Source organism: Psychrobacter fozii (assembly GCF_003217155.1).
Classification (GTDB): domain Bacteria; phylum Pseudomonadota; class Gammaproteobacteria; order Pseudomonadales; family Moraxellaceae; genus Psychrobacter; species Psychrobacter fozii.
The window spans coordinates 62019-79315 of record NZ_QJSU01000006.1; the positions used below are offsets into that span (position 1 = coordinate 62019).

The following is a 17297-nucleotide window of genomic DNA, read 5'->3' on the forward strand; positions in this document are numbered from 1 at the left end:
GTGATCGACACGAGGTGTGCTTAGTCTGATTTCCTACACTCAACACGCCCTATACTAAAAATCATTAAAATTTTTAAATTGAGGACATGCCCTAATACGGTTAAAAGACGTATGGGTTGGTTATTTTTTGTTTTATTTCCGCATATAAATAATATATAGGAACCGTTATGAAAAAAGCATGGGTTTTGGTTCTATTGCTTGTCGTGGCCGCTGCTGCCGGTTGGTATTACTGGCAACAGCAGCAGCTTGCACAAGCCCTACCGCTAGGAATAGTCAGCTCAAATGGTAGATTGGAGCTTGAGCGGTTTGATATTGCTAGCCTTTATCCAGGTAGAGTCGAGCAAATGCTGGTGGCGGAAGGAGAGGATGTCGAAGTCGATCAGCTGCTTGTGAAGCTGTCTTCTTCACAAAGCGAAAGTCAGTTAGTGGCGGCACAGGCAACCGAGCAGCGCGCACATGAAATGGTGTCACAGGCACGGGCGGGTCGTAAGCAAGGAGAGCAGGCAATGGCACGTGCCAACGCCCAAATCGATGCGCAGATTGAACAGCAAAAAATAGCCAAAATGGAGTTGGATAATGCCCGCAAGATGCGCCGCGAAGATTTGGTGTCAGATTCAGAGGTGACCAAACGCCAAGCGGCCTACAATGGCGCGGTTGCGGTCGTGCAGGCGGCGAGAGCAGCGTACGCAGAAGCGCAGGCAGCTGTTCAACAAATCGATGCTCAAGTAGCGGAAGCAAATGCTGGCGTCAATCAGGCCAAAGCTCAAGAAAAATCTGCCGCTTCGATGAATGACGATATGTTGATACGCAGTCCTAAAGCGGGCCGTGTGGAATACCGAATTGCCGAGGTTGGTAGTGTGATTGCAGCAGGCAGCAAAATGGTCAGCCTGCTAGACACAGAAGATGTGTCTATGACTCTTTTTTTACCTAATGGGCAGATGAGTGGACTACAAGTTGGTAATGACGCGAGAGTCGTGCTAGATGGTCTGGATAGTGTGTGGCCCGCAAAAGTCTCGTTTATTGCATCACAAGCACAGTTTACACCCAAGTCAGTGGAAACACAGAACGAGCGCGAAAAGCTCATGTTTAAAGTGCGTATCAAATTACCTGTTGAAATAGCTAAAGAATACAAAGGTCTACTCAAAGGCGGCATGACAGGTAATGGTTATGTGCGTAGCAATACCGACGTAGTATGGCCGAATAATCTTGCTATAAACCTTCCCAAAAAAGGCCAATCCTAGTTTCTCACGTTCGAGTATGACAGCAGAAAATGAGGTCATAAATTATTCAGAGGGTTTTACAACCGAAGAGTTATCTTTATGAATAAATTAACGATACAAACTGAGAGATAACGTATGGATAGCCAACATACCGCCGTTGAAATTAACACTGTGTCGCATACATATGGCAAGACGGTTGCTCTTGATAATATTTCCCTAAATATTTTACAAGGGAGCACCGTTGGGCTAATTGGTCCTGATGGTGTCGGAAAATCAACGTTGTTGTCTCTTATTGCAGGGGTCAAGGTCATTCAAAATGGCTCCGTGCAAGTATTCGGTAAGGATATGGCAGAAAAATCTGCACGTGAGGCGCTGTCAAAACATATCGCCTTTATGCCACAAGGCTTAGGGCATAATCTTTATCCAACCCTGTCGGTATATGAGAATGTGGAATTTCATGCGCGACTGTTTGGATTGAATGCGCATGAGCGCCATGTACGAATAGCCCGTTTGCTTGAGGCAACTGGGCTAGCACCGTTTCCTGATCGTGCGGCTGGCAAGCTATCGGGCGGAATGAAGCAAAAACTGAGCTTATGCTGTGCATTGGTGCACAATCCTGACTTACTGATTCTGGATGAGCCAACCACAGGGGTAGACCCCTTATCACGCCGTCAATTCTGGTCATTAGTGGCCTCGCTACAAGCTGAACGTCAAGAGATGACGGTCATCGTGTCGACAGCCTATATTGATGAAGCCAAAAATTTTGAATACCTGCTAGCGATGGATGATGGCAAGCTCTTAGCCAATCAGCGGACGAAAAGCGTCATGACAGAGCTGAATGTCACGTCACTTGAAGAAGCCTACATCAAGCTATTGCCACCAGAGAAACAAACGAATGCAGGCGCGTTGGTTATCACGCCATTTGTCCCTGATCCTGATGCACCGCCCGCTATTGAGGCAAAAAACCTAACCAAGCGTTTTGGAGACTTTACAGCAGTTGATAATGTCAGCTTTTGTATTGAGAAAGGTGAGATTTTTGGTTTTTTGGGGTCTAACGGTTGTGGCAAATCGACCACGATGAAAATGCTGACTGGATTGATTGATAAAACAGAGGGTTCAGCCAAATTACTGGGTCAATCTATCGATGCAAATGACATAGCGACAAAAATGCGCGTCGGCTATATGTCGCAGTCTTTCTCGCTTTATGAAGAATTGAGCGTACGTCAAAACTTAGAGCTGCATGCAACCCTTTATCAAATAGAAGGAGAGCGTGGACAGCAGGCCGTAAAGGATGCGTTAGATAAATTTGACCTCAGTGCCGTGGCGGATACAGCGCCAGCCTCGTTGTCACTGGGTATCCGCCAACGATTACAGCTGGCAGCGGCTTGTTTGCATCATCCCGAAGTATTGATTTTGGATGAGCCAACCTCAGGCGTCGATCCTGGTGCTCGTGATATGTTTTGGCGACAGCTATTGACGCTTTCACGAGAAGATAAAATCACGATATTTATCTCTACTCATTTTATGAACGAGGCCAGTCGATGCGATCGCATCTCTTTTATGCACCGTGGTCGCGTGCTGGTCGTTGGTACACCGACAGAGCTGACACATAATAAACAAGCGGAAGATCTCGAAGAAGCTTTTGTAGAGTATCTGCTCGAAGATGAAAAAAATGACACTGAACCCACCAGCCAAAACGACACGACTGAAAATACACCAGCAGAATCAGCGATCATAGCGTCTGAAGCTGATAGTCAAACCGACAAAACCGACACGCTTAAGTATTGGTTTACCACTGTGTGGACATTTGCCACGCGTGAATTTAAAGAGCTATTACGCGATAAAATCAGGCTGTTTTTTGCTATCGTTGGGCCCATTATTTTGATGGTCATGACTGGTTGGAGTATCTCTTTTGATGTGCACGATTTGCCTTATAGCATACTAGACCAAGATCAATCGGCACAAAGCCGACAATTGGTTGAATATTTTTCTGGATCAGAATACTTTAAATCTACGCCACCTGTACACTCAATAAAAGAAGCTGAATATGCATTGAGAAGCTCTGAGACTCAATTGGTTATTGATATTCCAGTAGATTATGGGCACGACTTATCGGCTAACAGACAACCAGAAGCAAGCTTTTACATTGATGGGACAGTGCCATTCAATGCAGCCAATATTGAGGGCTATGTCGGGGGTATTATGGAAATGTATATTAAAGACCGTTTTCAAGACACCGGCTTACCTATTGATTTAGAGCCTGCTGCTGAAGTCGTTCCACGCTTTATGTATAACCAAGACTTCAAAAGTGTGAATGCGGTCATTCCAAGCGTGCTAATGATGATACTCATGTTGATTCCGGCAATGATGACCACACTGGGTGTGGTGCGTGAGCGCGAAATTGGCTCGATATCGAATCTGTATACGTCACCAGCCAGCGTGCCTCAATATCTTCTTGGAAAACAGCTGCCTTATGTCGCTTTGGGACTTATCAATTATCTCATACTTGTGCTCATGGCTGTATTTTGGTTTCAAGTACCCATAAAAGGCTCTTTTTGGGCAATGTCTTTTGGCGCATTGTTGTTGGTCTATGTGTCTACAGGACTGGGACTTTTAATTTCCAGTTTGGTTCGAACACAGGTTGCTGCACTGTTTGTCACTGCTATTGTTACTCTGATACCCACCATTAACTACTCTGGATTGTTGTACCCGCTATCAAGTATGGACAGCTTCGCTTATGCCATTGGGGTCGGGTTTCCTGCATCATGGTACCAGCGTATCAGTATTGGCGGCTTTACCAAAGGGCTGGGTTGGTCCAGCTTTTTGACTGAATATATGGTTCTGACAGCCTTTGCCTTGGCATTTATTATATTTGCCGCTATTTTCCTGAAAAAGCAGGAGGTATAAATGCGGACTTTAAAAAACATCTGGACGTTGAGCATTAAAGAATTGCGAAGCCTGTTTGCAGACAAGATACTATTCCTCATGATTGGATTTGTTTTCTCTGTCACTATTTATACTGTGGCAGAAGGCATCAATACAGATGTACGTAATGCGCCCGTAGGTATTATAGATTTAGACCGAACAGCCCTAACCAGACAAATTCAGGATGCCCTGCAAGAACCTTATTTTCTAGCTCCTGTCGATGTAAAACGCGAAGATGTCGATGAATTGATGGACAAAAGCAAGCTTATTTTTGTGTTGGAGTTTCCACCTGGGTTTGAACGAGATGTGCTGGCTGGACGAAAACCGCAAGTTCAGCTGTTAATCGATGCGACCACCATGACTCAAGCAGGTATTGGGCAGGCCTACATTATCCAGATATTTAATCAGGAAGTACGCGATTTTTTAAAACAAGCAGATCCACCATTATTGGTCAAGCCAGTACTGAACATGATATTCAACCCAAACGGAGACAGCTACTGGTATACACCGGTTATGGAAGTCTGCAATATGATTACGCTCTTGGCAATAGGGTTGTCTGGTGCTGCCGTTATCCGGGAACGCGAACGCGGTACCATCGAGCACCTATTAGTCATGCCCGTTAATGCAACAGAAATAGTGATTTCAAAAATACTTGCCAATGGCTTGGTGATTTTATGTGCATCCATGTTATCAATGATTTTTGTGGTTCAATATTTGCTTGATATTCCTATTAACGGCTCCCTGCTTTTATTTGGCAGTGGCGTCGTTGTATATCTGTTTTCTATATCTTCTCTAGGCATTATGTTATCGACCATGGCACCAAGTATGCCGCAGTTCGCCTTGCTGATGTTGCCCGTCTTGGTTGTATCACTACTCTTATCTGGCTCTATAGCGCCGCGCAGCAACATGCCTGAAGCGGCACAAATGATAAGTGAGTACTGGCCCACGACTCAGTTTATTAGTTTTACACAAAACGTTTTATTTCGTAATGCTGGCTTGGACATTGTTTGGCCTGAGCTATTAGTCATGACAGGTATCGGCGTCGTGTTTCTTATTTGTGCCTTGATACGATTTAAGGCGATGCTTGAAAAGATGGGGTAATCAATAAGACAGGCAGTCTCACTAAAGAGCCTGTCATATCGTCAATCCTTTATAAAAGAGTGACAGCGTTGACCTCGCTTGAAGTATGACATATACCTCTGCACTCGGTTGTCTTGTGTCTCTTTTAAACGGAATCAACTATAGGTCTACTGTAATTATATTTAAGATAATTAGATTTAAAATAATGATAGAAAATATAAGGAGAAGAAGCTCATGTTTCCATTATGCAAAGGGGTGAGTTTGGGAGCATTGACCTTACTCTTAAGCGCCTGCCAAAGCACACAGGTCGTTCGCCAAAGTGATGTTTCTATTCCGATGACATTTAACGAAAATCAAGCGGCGAAGGGCAGTCCGGAAATTAGCCGCTGGTGGCAACAATGGCAAGATCCATTACTAAGTAGCCTGATAGAGCAAGGCTTGCAAGACAGCCCCGATATTCGCATCGCTGAAAGCCGTTTTGCAGAAGCAAGGGCCATCAGTCGCCTTGCCAATGCTGATCTTGGGCCACAAGTTGGTGTCAATGCTTCAGCGGGCATTATAGACGGCTCTGCTCATCTTTCTGCAAATGAGAACCTTAGTAATCTATTAGGTGCTAGTACTGCGCTTCTTGAGACTCGCCAAGACCTAGACAGTAGCCATGCTAATGTGGGGTTTGCTGCTGCGTGGGAGCCGGATATATTTGGAAAAAAACAAAGCGATGCTGATGCCGCTCGTTATGCAGCATTGGGTGTGCAAGAAAAGGTTTATGGCGCGCAAATGCTACTGGCAGATCAGATTGCTGATCATTATTTTCAAGCCCGTGCAGCCCAACAGCGGGAAGTCATCACCGCCCGCAATATAGACATCTTGACTCGTTTTGAGCGATATGTGCAAGGGCGTTTTCAAGCGGGTCAAGTCACCATGTATGAAGTCAATAATATCCAAAGTAAACTCAACGCTATGCGTGCTAAAAAAAGCACAATCAACGCAGAGTACGCAACACACGTACGTAGCATTGCCGTACTCATTGGGCAAGTACCGCAAAGCTTTGTTCTGCCTTCAACCAATATAGACATTCTTAGCCATCAGCCGAGTGCACCCAGTGGCCAAACACCCCAAGGGTTGCTAGAACGTCGTCCAGATCTGCGTGCTTATGGAGCTCAAGTTAATGCCTATTCTGCCAAACTAGCAAGTGCCAAAGCCGATCTACTACCGCGATTCTCCATTCGTTTTTTAGGTCAAGGCGGGCGTATTGATGTTGACAGTGATGTGCCAGATTTGAAGGGCTGGGGCAGTATACTTAGTGTGGGTATAAATGTGCCGATTTTTACCAATGGCCGGATTGAAGCCAATATTGAAAGCGCCGATGCTCGCTTGCAAACTGCGCTACTGCAATATGATCGAAGTCTACTGCGTGCGCTTGGTGAGGTAGATAATACCTATCAAGCACATCAGGCGCTGCAGCAGCAACAAATCTTATTGAATAAGGCTTATCGGCAATCTGTAAAACGTGCCACCGATGCCGAAAAACTCTTTCGCTACGGTTATCAAACGTTAGATGAGGCACTGACCGCGCAACTGGACTCAGAACAAATACAAGAAAACTTGGTTCAGTCGCAGCTGGCTCGAGCACAAATGCTGCTGAATCTTTATAAGTCATTGGGGGGAGGGTGGGTAGAAAATGTCACTGCTGAGGTATCGTAAATTCAGATAGCTTATGAGTGATCTATGTTGAAAAAACTGTAGAACTATCACCAAGACTACCAAACAAGATTCGAAGCCATCAGCGATATCACTAAAAATGCAGTTTAGTTATTATCGTCTGGTTGCGTAACTATGATTTTCCAAGTTAATGCCTACAAATATAGCCCATAATTTAGTTAGTTAATTTAAATATTTATTTAAGATAAATATTACTTTGTTTAACAATAACATAACTATCATATAAATTTAACTTAACAATAAGGCAACATATTCTAAACTTGCAAAGGTATCTAATATTTATAGGTCGACACATACAATTAGTTTTCAATCATATAAAGGAACGTTAGATTATGCCTTTACACAACCGAAATCGGATAGATCCTATTAGCGAAGACGTTTACGAAGACCCAATGAGTAATACGCTACTCAATAAATTTCAATTGCCTCAAAATAGTACCCAGCCAGAAGTTATTGCTCAGTTTATAAAAGACGAGCTACTTCTCGATGGCAATGCCAAGCAGAATCTGGCTACATTTTGTACAACATGGATGGAAGATGAGGTTCATGACATCATGGACTTATGTGTCGATAAAAATATGATTGATAAGGATGAATATCCACAGACTGCTGAAATGGAAGCACGTTGTGTTCATATTTTAGCGGATCTATGGAATAGTCCACAAGCTCATACGACTCTTGGTTGCTCAACTACGGGCTCATCAGAAGCCTGTATGCTTGGTGGATTAGCCATGAAATGGCGCTGGCGTCAAAAACGCGAAGCAGCAGGATTAGATGCCTCAAAGCCCAATTTAGTCGTTGGGCCAGTACAGATTTGTTGGCATAAATTTGCGCGGTATTTTGATGTTGAGCTTCGTCAAATTCCACTTGAAGGTAATGAGGTTAGTACCAATCCCGAAAAAATAAAAGACTATGTTGATGAAAATACCATTGGCGTCATTCCTACCTTAGGTGTGACTTACACTTGTGTGTATGAAGACGTCGCTGCGATGGCAAAAGAGCTAGATGATATTCAAAGCGAAAAAGGATGGGACATACCTATTCATGTAGATGCCGCTTCGGGTGGATTTATAGCGCCCTTCATTCAACCTGAACTTGAGTGGGATTTTCGTATCGATAGAGTGAAGTCTATCAATGCGAGTGGTCATAAATACGGTCTGGCACCACTAGGTGTCGGCTGGGTAGTTTGGCGCTCAGAAGAAGACTTGCCAAAAGATTTGATATTCTATGTAGATTATCTAGGTGGAAACATGGCAACCTTTGCGCTTAACTTTTCTCGACCAGGTGGTCAAATTGTCGCGCAATACTATAATTTTTTACGATTAGGCTTTGAAGGTTATAGAGGTGTTCAACAAGCCTGTGTAGATACCGCTCAATGGTTAGCAGACGAAATCTCAAAGTTAGGTCCGTTTGAGATGTTTTATGATGGACGAGGTGGTTTACCTGCCCTTAGTTATACCCTAAAAGAAGGAGACTGGGGTTTCAATCTCTATGATTTATCTGACAAAGTTCGCCAGCATGGTTGGCAAATAGCCTCTTATCCACTACCAAACGATCGTCAGGACACCGTCATTCAACGTATTCTAATTCGTCATGGTATCAGTCGAGATATGGCCGCGTTGTTATTACGTGATATTAAAGCCGCTGTTGAATACTATAAAGCGCATCCAGTTTCACATTCTAGCTCTACTCGTACCTTTCATCACACATAGAAGAGCATTATGAGTAATCCTACTGTAGTCGGTCAGATATTCGATAAGATAGAGCCTGTTACTGCTTCAGGCTTACATGGATTTTTTCAACTGCTGGATAATCAGCCCATAGTATTTATCTTGTTATCATTAGCTTTAGGTACTTATATTGGTAATCGTAGCATCAAGAATATCTCTTTAGGGTCAACAGCAGGTACTTTGCTGGTAGGGGTTGTGCTTTCGATGATTGCACAATCTGCTTATGATATTACTTATGCCATACCAGGGGTTCTTTCAACCTTTATGCTCCTTCTTTTTATGTATGCTTTAGGGCTTAAAGTTGGACCTCAGTTTTTTGCTGGATTAAAAAAAGGTGGTTTGGCATTCATTAGTATCGGCGTCATTGTCTGGTCACTAAACTGGATTATCTGCTTTTTTGGGGCAAAGTTTGCAGGCTTAGCACCTGGATACGCAACAGGACTTATCTCTGGCAGCTATACCATAACGGCCATACTAGGAGTGGGGCAAGGCGCTTTATCGAGTGGTGCCTATATACCACCGTCAGGAATAACAGCGGAAGAAGTTGGTGCCAATATGGCTGCAGCCTATGCCGTTAGCTATGTCTTATCCACTGTTGGTATTATTTTACTCATTCGCTATTTACCTAAGATTTTTGGTTACAACTCTGCTGAAGAGGCTAAAGCCGCTGAAGCTAATTATAATGGCGGTGCGACAGATCCTTTACCTGGAGCACCTCAGGCATTAACACTGGGTTTTTCACCGTATGATTTACGAGCCTTTTATGTGACTCACAAAAACATTGTTGGCAAAAGTATCTCAGCGTTAGTCAAAGAGTATCCGCAAGCGCCTATTCTACGTTTGGTTAGAAGTGGCGCGATTGTAGATTTATCAGATGGTCCTATCGTTCAACTGAACGATATCGTTACGGTTAGAGCCAATATTCATGATTTAATTTTTGTAGACAATGAGCTCATCGGACCTGAAGCTGATGATCAATTGGCCCGCAATGTTCCTATAGAAGTTGCAGATATTCACATCGGCTCTCATGATATTTCAGGTCAAAACATTCATGACCTCAGCGAGTTTGGAATAGGAGGTGTTACTGTTCAAGCTTTATTTAGAGCAGGTAATGAAATTCCACTAGGTCCTAAAACACAGATTTCTTTCGGCGATGTGATTAGATTGGCAGGTCCAGATGTGGCTTTAAATATGGCAGGGCAACGCTTGGGAGGACGAGTAATATTACCAACCATGAAGTCTGAAATAATTTATCTTGCCGTTGCGATGGTTATCGGATATTTAGTCGGTATTATAACGGTCCGAATTGCAGGTATTCCATTTGCACTAGGAACTTCAGCAGGGTGTATTCTTGCTGGGATTGCCGTTAGTTATTTTCGCAGTCGCAACCCTGAGTTTGGTGGTCCGATACATGAAGGCGCCAGAAGCTTCTTGCAAGATTTTGGTTTAAACGTTTTTGTGGCAGTTTTAGCCGCCAATGTTGGGCCTAAAGTTATTACAGCCTTACATGGTGATACTCTATTATGGCTAGCAGTAATCGGAATAGCAGGTGCGTTAATACCACCGCTCGTTGCCTTCTGGATAGGGGTGAAATTCTTTAAACTTAACTCGATCATCGCTGATGGTGCCGCCACTGGCGCTAGAAATAGTACACCTGGACTAAACGCCATTATGGAAGAGGCAAAAAGTTCAGTTGCTGCTATACCTTATCCTGTCAGTTATGCGCTTACGACCGTCTTAGCTTTGATTGGCGGTTATATTTCGATGATTTTATCTTGAGTTTTTAGGACTGAAATTAGTAAACAATGATTATTTCAAAATTCCAATATTGATAATCTCACCTAATAATAAAGGCCTGAGAAAGCTATAGGTCTTATACTGAACTGCCCCAAGATTTTTGGAGCATTAACCCCCTAAAGAGTGAGCGTTGAAATTAGCAGTTTGATATTCCGTTTAAAAGTATTTTCAGATATCTGCTAGATATACCCTCAAAATACTGTTGTGAAAAGTTATCGTAAGTTATATAAAGTTATGATTTTGACATATTAAGTAATAAAAAAACCCCACAGCGTATAGGCTATGAGGTTTTTTTTATTACTTCTGATAATATTTATTGGTGCGCCCACCAAGACTCGAACTCGGATCGATCGCTTAGGAGGCAACTGCTCTATCCTGTTGAGCTATAGGCGCATTATGGAGTGACATTGTAGGAAAAAGCAGTCATAAAAGCAATCAACAAAATATAAATATAGATAATTTATTATTACTCGCCATTGCTAAGGGCATCAGCGACATTGGTTGATCCAGTTTCTGATACTTGTTGTGTACGTGATGTTGGATTAAATAGATCATTGACGCTGTTTTTATAGCCTTCAATATTATAATAATCATATTCTTTTAAGATGTCTTGTCCTGTGCTTGAGAGTAAAAAGTTGCGGAACGTAATAGCAGCCGTGTTATCTGTCAAAATAACCCCTTCAAGCGTTTGCTCACCTTTTAACGCATAGCTAAAAGAATTCAGAGTACGTGCTTCTATATTGATATTACCATCAGTATCTCCCTCTGATTCATCACTAAACAGATTTTCTTGACTGGGCTCATCTGCACTGTCGGTAAGGGCATTACTTTGCTTGATTTTATCTTGAGCAGCTTTAAGCTCTGCTTGTAACGGTGCGAGTCTTTCTGTCGATAATCTATCATTAGCGATAATCATATCGACATCAAATATAAATTTTGATGGCTTGCTAGTATCGTTATCTAATAGAGTTAGGATGTCGCTTGCAGGGACGTAGTTTGCCAATACCTGTATGTGGGGATATCGAGACTCGAATCTAGCAATGATATCGTCTAGAGGTATCTGTAGACTTTTTTCCGCTTGCAAATATACAGCACTATCATTCAGTGACTTTGCATCATCTTGAGTAGTGGTAGCTGTCGATTCATTTTTGTTTGCCATGATTGGCAAAGGATCTGTATTTTTACGGTTACTGGTATACAACCAAGCAAATATTGCAATGAAGATGACGAGTAGTAGTAAAATCAGCCCGGCTAGCAGCAGTTTGTAGTCTTTCATGTATGACTGCTCTTTTTTTAATTATTTTACGTTGGGTTTACATAAAAAATTGTGATGGATTTATAATATATTTTAGATCTTTTGGTGCAACACCTCATCTGCTAAATCCGCAAGCATATCTGCAAAAACATCTGTTTCTAAAGGTAGCGTTGTTTTTTGCTCATCATTGTCACTACTTAGCTGGTTCTCTGTATTTGATGGGACAGGAGGGGAGTTTGAAGACAAAGCAGATTGATTGTCAATTGTTCTCGTGGGTGCTGTTTGGTGCGCAGCCAAAGGCGACTCGCCGGAGGTAAGTTTTTCTGTCAGCCACTTAAATCCATGTGCTTCCCACCATGCTTCAAAGCGTGGTAACGTGCTCCCGCGTACAGCGACTGGCAAGTTTAATGTGCGAAGCTTTTGTGCCAGTATAGGGTCGCTAATGGCTTGATGAATACTGAGATAGAGCGATTTACCGTCATCAGTATAAGGTTGTCTGTTTTGCCATGATCTATCATCAATTTTCATACGTGGCAATTGCCACAGTTCACCGCGATAGTAAACGACGTACAAACGTCGCTTAGGGTGAACAAAAATGGCATCAATAGGACGCAAGGGCATAATATTTCGTTATCCCGCTGATAAAAAAGGTTGAGGGTATATAAACTATAACAGCTATTTTAACAAAAACGACGATAGTCTTTTTTGATCTGCACAATTGGACGGAAAACGACACTAAATGTCGTGAACAATTGTACTGCTAGCATATATACTAGTAAACTATAGCTATCAATGGCACACTGATCATCAGCGTATTTCCATCATTTCTATGACTCAATAATCATTGATAGTTGTCGTTATTTTTACGCTATATGAAACTGCAATGTTAGCAGAAGCAAATGTTGACCACGACTATGAAATATAGATTCACCAGTGTTGTTCAACAGACCCTATTATAACAAATTTATTTTATCTAAATTTTTGCTAAAACGATAGATACTTCAAGACCTTCAAGCAAGATTCGTTCGTTTTGCGCTTCCATACTTCCAATCAGATTAGTGTCTATGTTTACCATTATTCAATCGCACCGCACCGAAAACCTTGTAGATCAACTGCTTATACAATACCAGTCCAAGGATCAGCCTGTATTTGAGCCTTTTATTGTCATTGTACCGTCAATGGTATTGGGCGATTGGTTGGACAAGACGATTGCCAGCCGTGCTGGTATTAGTACGTTGGTGCGTACTAAGTTCTGGGGTCAGTATCAATGGACGCTGATGCAAGATGTATTGACTCGCCATAATGCGTACTTACTGGCGCAAAACCCTGAAGCGACAACTCTAAACGTGCCGGAAGTGGCGGTGTTGTCACCAACGGTGATGCAATGGCGACTGTTTGGGTACTTAACTTACTATCAAGAGTCGATTGTTACAGATGAAAAACATCCGGTTTATCCATTACTGGCATCTTTGATTGATGACCCACAGGCAAGTGCTCAACAAGACAGCTTACAACAGGATAAAGCGCAACAAGATGCCCGTATTTGGCAGTTGGCAAGCGATTTGGCGAGGGTGTTTAACCGCTATTTGACCCACCGTGAGGATTGGTTGGCGCTATGGTCGCACAACGAGCCACTGAATGTAGATGAGTTGATAGCAGATAAAGATGCACTGTCACTGCGTTTTGATAAATATGCGCGTGGCACGCCTGAGTGGTTGGTCGAGCATTATGTTGAGTTGGAAGTTGCCCAAAGATTCTTATGGGCGCATTTATTTGCTGATGTTCATCTACACCGTGTGGCACTGGAGCGTGCGTTCTGGTCGGCCTTAAAAAATAACAAGGCAAATGAGCGTGACCAGTTGCCAGCCATACTGCGTATCTTTACTATCCAGCAACTGCCACAGACCGAGCTAGACTTCCTACAGCGCCTGTCGCAATACATGAATATCACGCTATTGCATTACAATCCATCAAAGCTGTTTTGGGCGGATATCGTCGATAAATCATGGTTGCAGCGTCAGCAGATTATTAATCCTGAAAGTGTGTTTTTGCGTGATTACGGCCACAGTTTGCTATCACGTTTGGGCAAGCAGTCGCGCGATGCTTTTGCCATGCTTGCCAACTTGTCGGGTAATGAGCAGTACGACGATGCACTGGTTGAATGGCAAGATAATTTTGATGAGACGCTGAGCATTGGTTCTAATAATGGGGTTGCTGCTGAGTATATCGACGATGCTAGTAGCGCTCAGAATAGTCCAAGTTTGTTAAAGCGTTTGCAAAACGATGTGCTGATGCTGGATGAGCAATCGACCCAGCAAGCAACGGCTGCTACAGTCTCGCAAGCAGTAAGTAAGCAACTAGAGCCGAGCTTTGATGAAGCTAAGCCAGCAACGGCTTGGTATGAAGATGAAGCGTTAGAGAATAAGCGCTTTGAGATAGACCGTTTTTGGGCAATCTCTTCGCAAGATAATAGCCTAAGCATTCATTCGTGTCATAGTTTGCAACGCCAGCTTGAAGTGTTGCGTATTATGATCGGCCGTTGGTTGAACGAACCTGTCAAACTGGGTGAAAAGAAACGCCATATCTCTGACATTGTTGTGCTGCTACCCGATGTTGAACGTCATCATGCGCTGATTGGCTCTATCTTCGTCAACGGTAAAGGTCAGGATGGTTTGACCTTGCCTGCCAAAGTGACGGGTGTTGTCGATGCAGATATACGCCAGTTATGGGAAGCCATTATTGGTTTTTATAAACTATTGGGTAGTCATAGCGCTCGTTTTGAAGCGGCTGAAGTCTTAGACTGGCTCATGTTACCGCCTTTATTTGAAAGCTTTGGACTGACTCATGAGCAGATGAGCCGTGGCTGTGATTTGTTGGTAGAGGCGGGATTTATTCGCGGTTTTGATGAGCTGCATCTTAAGCAAACTTTGGACAGTAATGATTACGACTATCGATTTAGCTTTGCACAAGCACTAGACAGATTGACCTTAGGTCTGGTCATGCCAGAGGCTGAGTTGAGCGACTGCTTGTATCCGTTAGATGAGGATGAATGGCCAAGCACTGCGTTGCCAGAAATGACCTTACCGTTACCACAAGTGAGCCTAAATGATGCGTTGATTGTTGAAGCGCTTTGTCGTATTTACACGGGCTTGGTCGCACGTCGTGATGACCATACACAAAAAATGAAAGCGGAAGATTGGCTCGATCAGATTGAGACACAAGTTATCCATCGCTACTTTGGCGATGTGGACCAAACGCGTACCATGCGCGCCATCTACAATGCGATGAATGGTTTTAAATCAAGTCTACGAGCCAATCGTCACTATAGGCAGTACGCTAGTGGTGATATCGACAACAGAGAAGTAGAGCAGAGGCTGGCAGGTGTGGAGCAGTTGCCGCTCAAGCTGAGCTTTATGCTAGACAGTATCGAAAACGAGCTTGAAAGTCAGCAGGTCAGTGCGGAGCCGACGGGTGTGATTACCTTTGGTCGATTTGGTGCACTAAGAAACGTGCCTTTTGAGCTGGTGGTGATGCTCAATATGGATCTCTCTGAGTTTCCTGGGCGTGATCGTGACAACCGCTATGATTTGATGAAAGCGACCAATGCCCGCCGCGGTGACAGAGTTAGTGAAGATGATGACAACGGCGCATTTTTAGATGCACTACTATGTGCGCGCAGTGCATGTTGGATGTTCTACAACGGTCAAAGCTTGACGGATACTCATGAGCATTTGCCAGCCAACCCAGTGAGTGAGCTATTACAGTTCCTACAAGGTGAGGTGCAATGGCAGGTGAACTCGCTTGAAACGTTGCCTGAGAATATTGATCCCACTACCGAGAGTCTCAAGCGCTATTTGCCAAAATTGATTAAGCAGTGGTTAGTAACTGAGCATCCTGCTCTGCCTTTCCATGAGAGTCTGTTTGAGACAGAAATTGAAGGCACTGATGTTTTTGAGCAAGCGTCTCCTGATATTGATGAAAATGCTAATGCTAATGCTAACGTTAATATCAATGCTCAGGATACCAGCCCTGTCGATATGATTGATGAGCTGGATATTTTATTAAATACAGCCATGCGCAAAACCAAGCTGGCTCAGAAAAAACAGTTTCCGCCTGCACCGCTTTGGCAAGCGGTGTTTGATACCTTGAAAGGGCGAGTATCTAGTGAGCATAAAGAGTTGGTCGGCCTACCCACAAAGTCACAGTATGAGTCAATCGCTCAGGTGCTAGGTCAAGGCTTGGGTCAGCTAGGTCAAGTAGACAATCAAACCTTGTCTGCATTGGTCGAACTATTGGCGCTAGATACAGCTGTTGATGCTGGCGATGTCAGTAGCATGATGGAAGCGCTCATCCAAGATTTATCTGATAGTGTATTTAACATCGGAGAGATAGATATTGAAGGGGTGTTGGCTTACCAAGTGCGCCATCCTGCCAAAGCGTTCTTACGGTCTCAAAAAGTGCATGTGGTGCAAGGTGAAGAAGCACTTTCGCATCAAGAGCCGCTATTTCTAAACAGTTTAACTACCTATCAAATCAAAGACCATTTGATTAAGCAATTGGTCGCCGATGAGACTAAGAAGGATGATAGTAATGCAGCGGCTGAAACCACTACTCCGATCCTGATGTATCAAAAAATCATGCCCGCTGGTGTCGCTCGCCAAACTACATTACCCAATCAACAAAAGAAACTACAACAGCAATGTCTAGAGTTCAAAGAGCAGTTAATGGCTAATGGCTTTGATGAGAGCAGTATTCTCAATGAGGGTGGAGCAGATGGCGCTACAGCCTTACATCTATTGACGCCAACCGCCGAGCATCCGGTTCAGATAGAGCTAAAAAATATACTGAATAACACTGATAACGAGTCAAACAGCCAGACAGATATAGAGGGTATAAAGACACTGCTTAAGCTGTTGCCGAAAGTCATTAAGATAAAGGGCTTAGTACCAATGTTAGCACCCATATCAGTTATTCAGGCAGGCGTGCCTTATGCTCAGCAATCACCCAAGCAATGGTTAAACATATTGCCCAATTCTGCCAGTCCTAGGCATTTGCTCAAGTTTTGGTTGTCACATTTGTATTGGCAAGTGGCCAGACGTACCACTGCCGAGCAAGTGGCATTAAATGATGGCGTGAGTATTTGGCGCTTTAATAAGCCCAGCTCACAAGTTGGTAACTATAAAGATGTAATCGCATTTAAACTAAGCCCAATTGTCTATGAAGACGCTGTAATTGAACTGATAAAATGGGCTATTTTTGGTAAGTTAACGGGTCAAGTGCCCATTACGTTATTACCAGAATATGCACTGAATTACCTTGATAAGTATCTAAAGCCTGAAGAAGGTGACGGCAATAGCTATTGGCCAAAACGTGCCGACTTCTCCGACTGGTTAAGACCCAACTACAACTCAGACACGGTATACGATACTTGTTCGCAGCATGCCATTTGGCAGTACGTACTACGTGACCAAGATGCGTTTAAGGCTTTGTCAGCAGCGTTGACTACATTAGCTCAGCCACTGTATGAGCCGATGTTTAATGCGTTAACTAACTTAGATGGTTAGCTCA

General features: G+C 43.4%; 9 protein-coding genes and 1 tRNA gene. 7 read left to right on the forward strand and 3 right to left on the reverse strand.

Going from position 1 to position 17297, the window contains the following annotated elements:
- Positions 1-167 precede the first annotated feature (167 nt).
- The 6 genes from DFP82_RS08980 (at position 168) to DFP82_RS09005 (ending at position 10456) form a co-directional block, all read left to right on the forward strand.
- A complete protein-coding gene (locus DFP82_RS08980) occupies positions 168-1241 on the forward strand; it encodes an HlyD family secretion protein (protein ID WP_110923398.1) in 1074 nt (357 codons plus the stop codon).
- A 114-nt stretch (positions 1242-1355) separates the two neighbouring features.
- Positions 1356-4127: a ribosome-associated ATPase/putative transporter RbbA gene (gene rbbA / locus DFP82_RS08985; protein ID WP_110923399.1), complete on the forward strand. Its 2772-nt coding sequence runs from the start codon at positions 1356-1358 to the stop codon at positions 4125-4127.
- Positions 4128-5246, forward strand: a complete 1119-nt coding sequence (locus tag DFP82_RS08990; RefSeq protein WP_110923400.1) for an ABC transporter permease — start codon at positions 4128-4130, stop codon at positions 5244-5246.
- A gap of 213 nt (positions 5247-5459) precedes the next feature.
- Positions 5460-6929, forward strand: coding sequence for an efflux transporter outer membrane subunit (locus tag DFP82_RS08995; RefSeq protein WP_110923401.1), 1470 nt, complete (start codon positions 5460-5462; stop codon positions 6927-6929).
- 350 nt (positions 6930-7279) lie between these two features.
- Entirely contained in the window at positions 7280-8659 is a 1380-nt protein-coding gene (gene gad / locus DFP82_RS09000; RefSeq protein WP_110923402.1) for a glutamate decarboxylase, read from the forward strand.
- A 9-nt stretch (positions 8660-8668) separates the two neighbouring features.
- Positions 8669-10456, forward strand: a complete 1788-nt coding sequence (locus tag DFP82_RS09005) for an aspartate:alanine exchanger family transporter (protein ID WP_110923403.1) — start codon at positions 8669-8671, stop codon at positions 10454-10456.
- Between the two features lie 335 nt (positions 10457-10791).
- Here DFP82_RS09005 and DFP82_RS09010 read toward each other — a convergent pair.
- From DFP82_RS09010 to DFP82_RS09020, 3 genes are all read right to left on the reverse strand, one after another.
- Positions 10792-10867: transfer RNA gene (locus DFP82_RS09010), tRNA-Arg, on the reverse strand.
- A 73-nt stretch (positions 10868-10940) separates the two neighbouring features.
- Complete coding sequence (locus DFP82_RS09015) at positions 10941-11750, reverse strand: hypothetical protein (protein ID WP_110923404.1); 810 nt, start codon at positions 11748-11750, stop codon at positions 10941-10943.
- Positions 11751-11822: 72 nt separating this feature from the next.
- The gene (locus tag DFP82_RS09020) at positions 11823-12350 is read right to left on the reverse strand and encodes a hypothetical protein (RefSeq protein WP_110923405.1); all 528 of its coding nucleotides are present in this window, start codon (positions 12348-12350) and stop codon (positions 11823-11825) included.
- 443 nt (positions 12351-12793) lie between these two features.
- Here DFP82_RS09020 and DFP82_RS09025 point away from each other — a divergent pair, with 443 nt between their 5' ends.
- Positions 12794-17293, forward strand: a complete 4500-nt coding sequence (locus DFP82_RS09025; RefSeq protein WP_110923406.1) for an exodeoxyribonuclease V subunit gamma — start codon at positions 12794-12796, stop codon at positions 17291-17293.
- Positions 17294-17297: the final 4 nt, after the last annotated feature.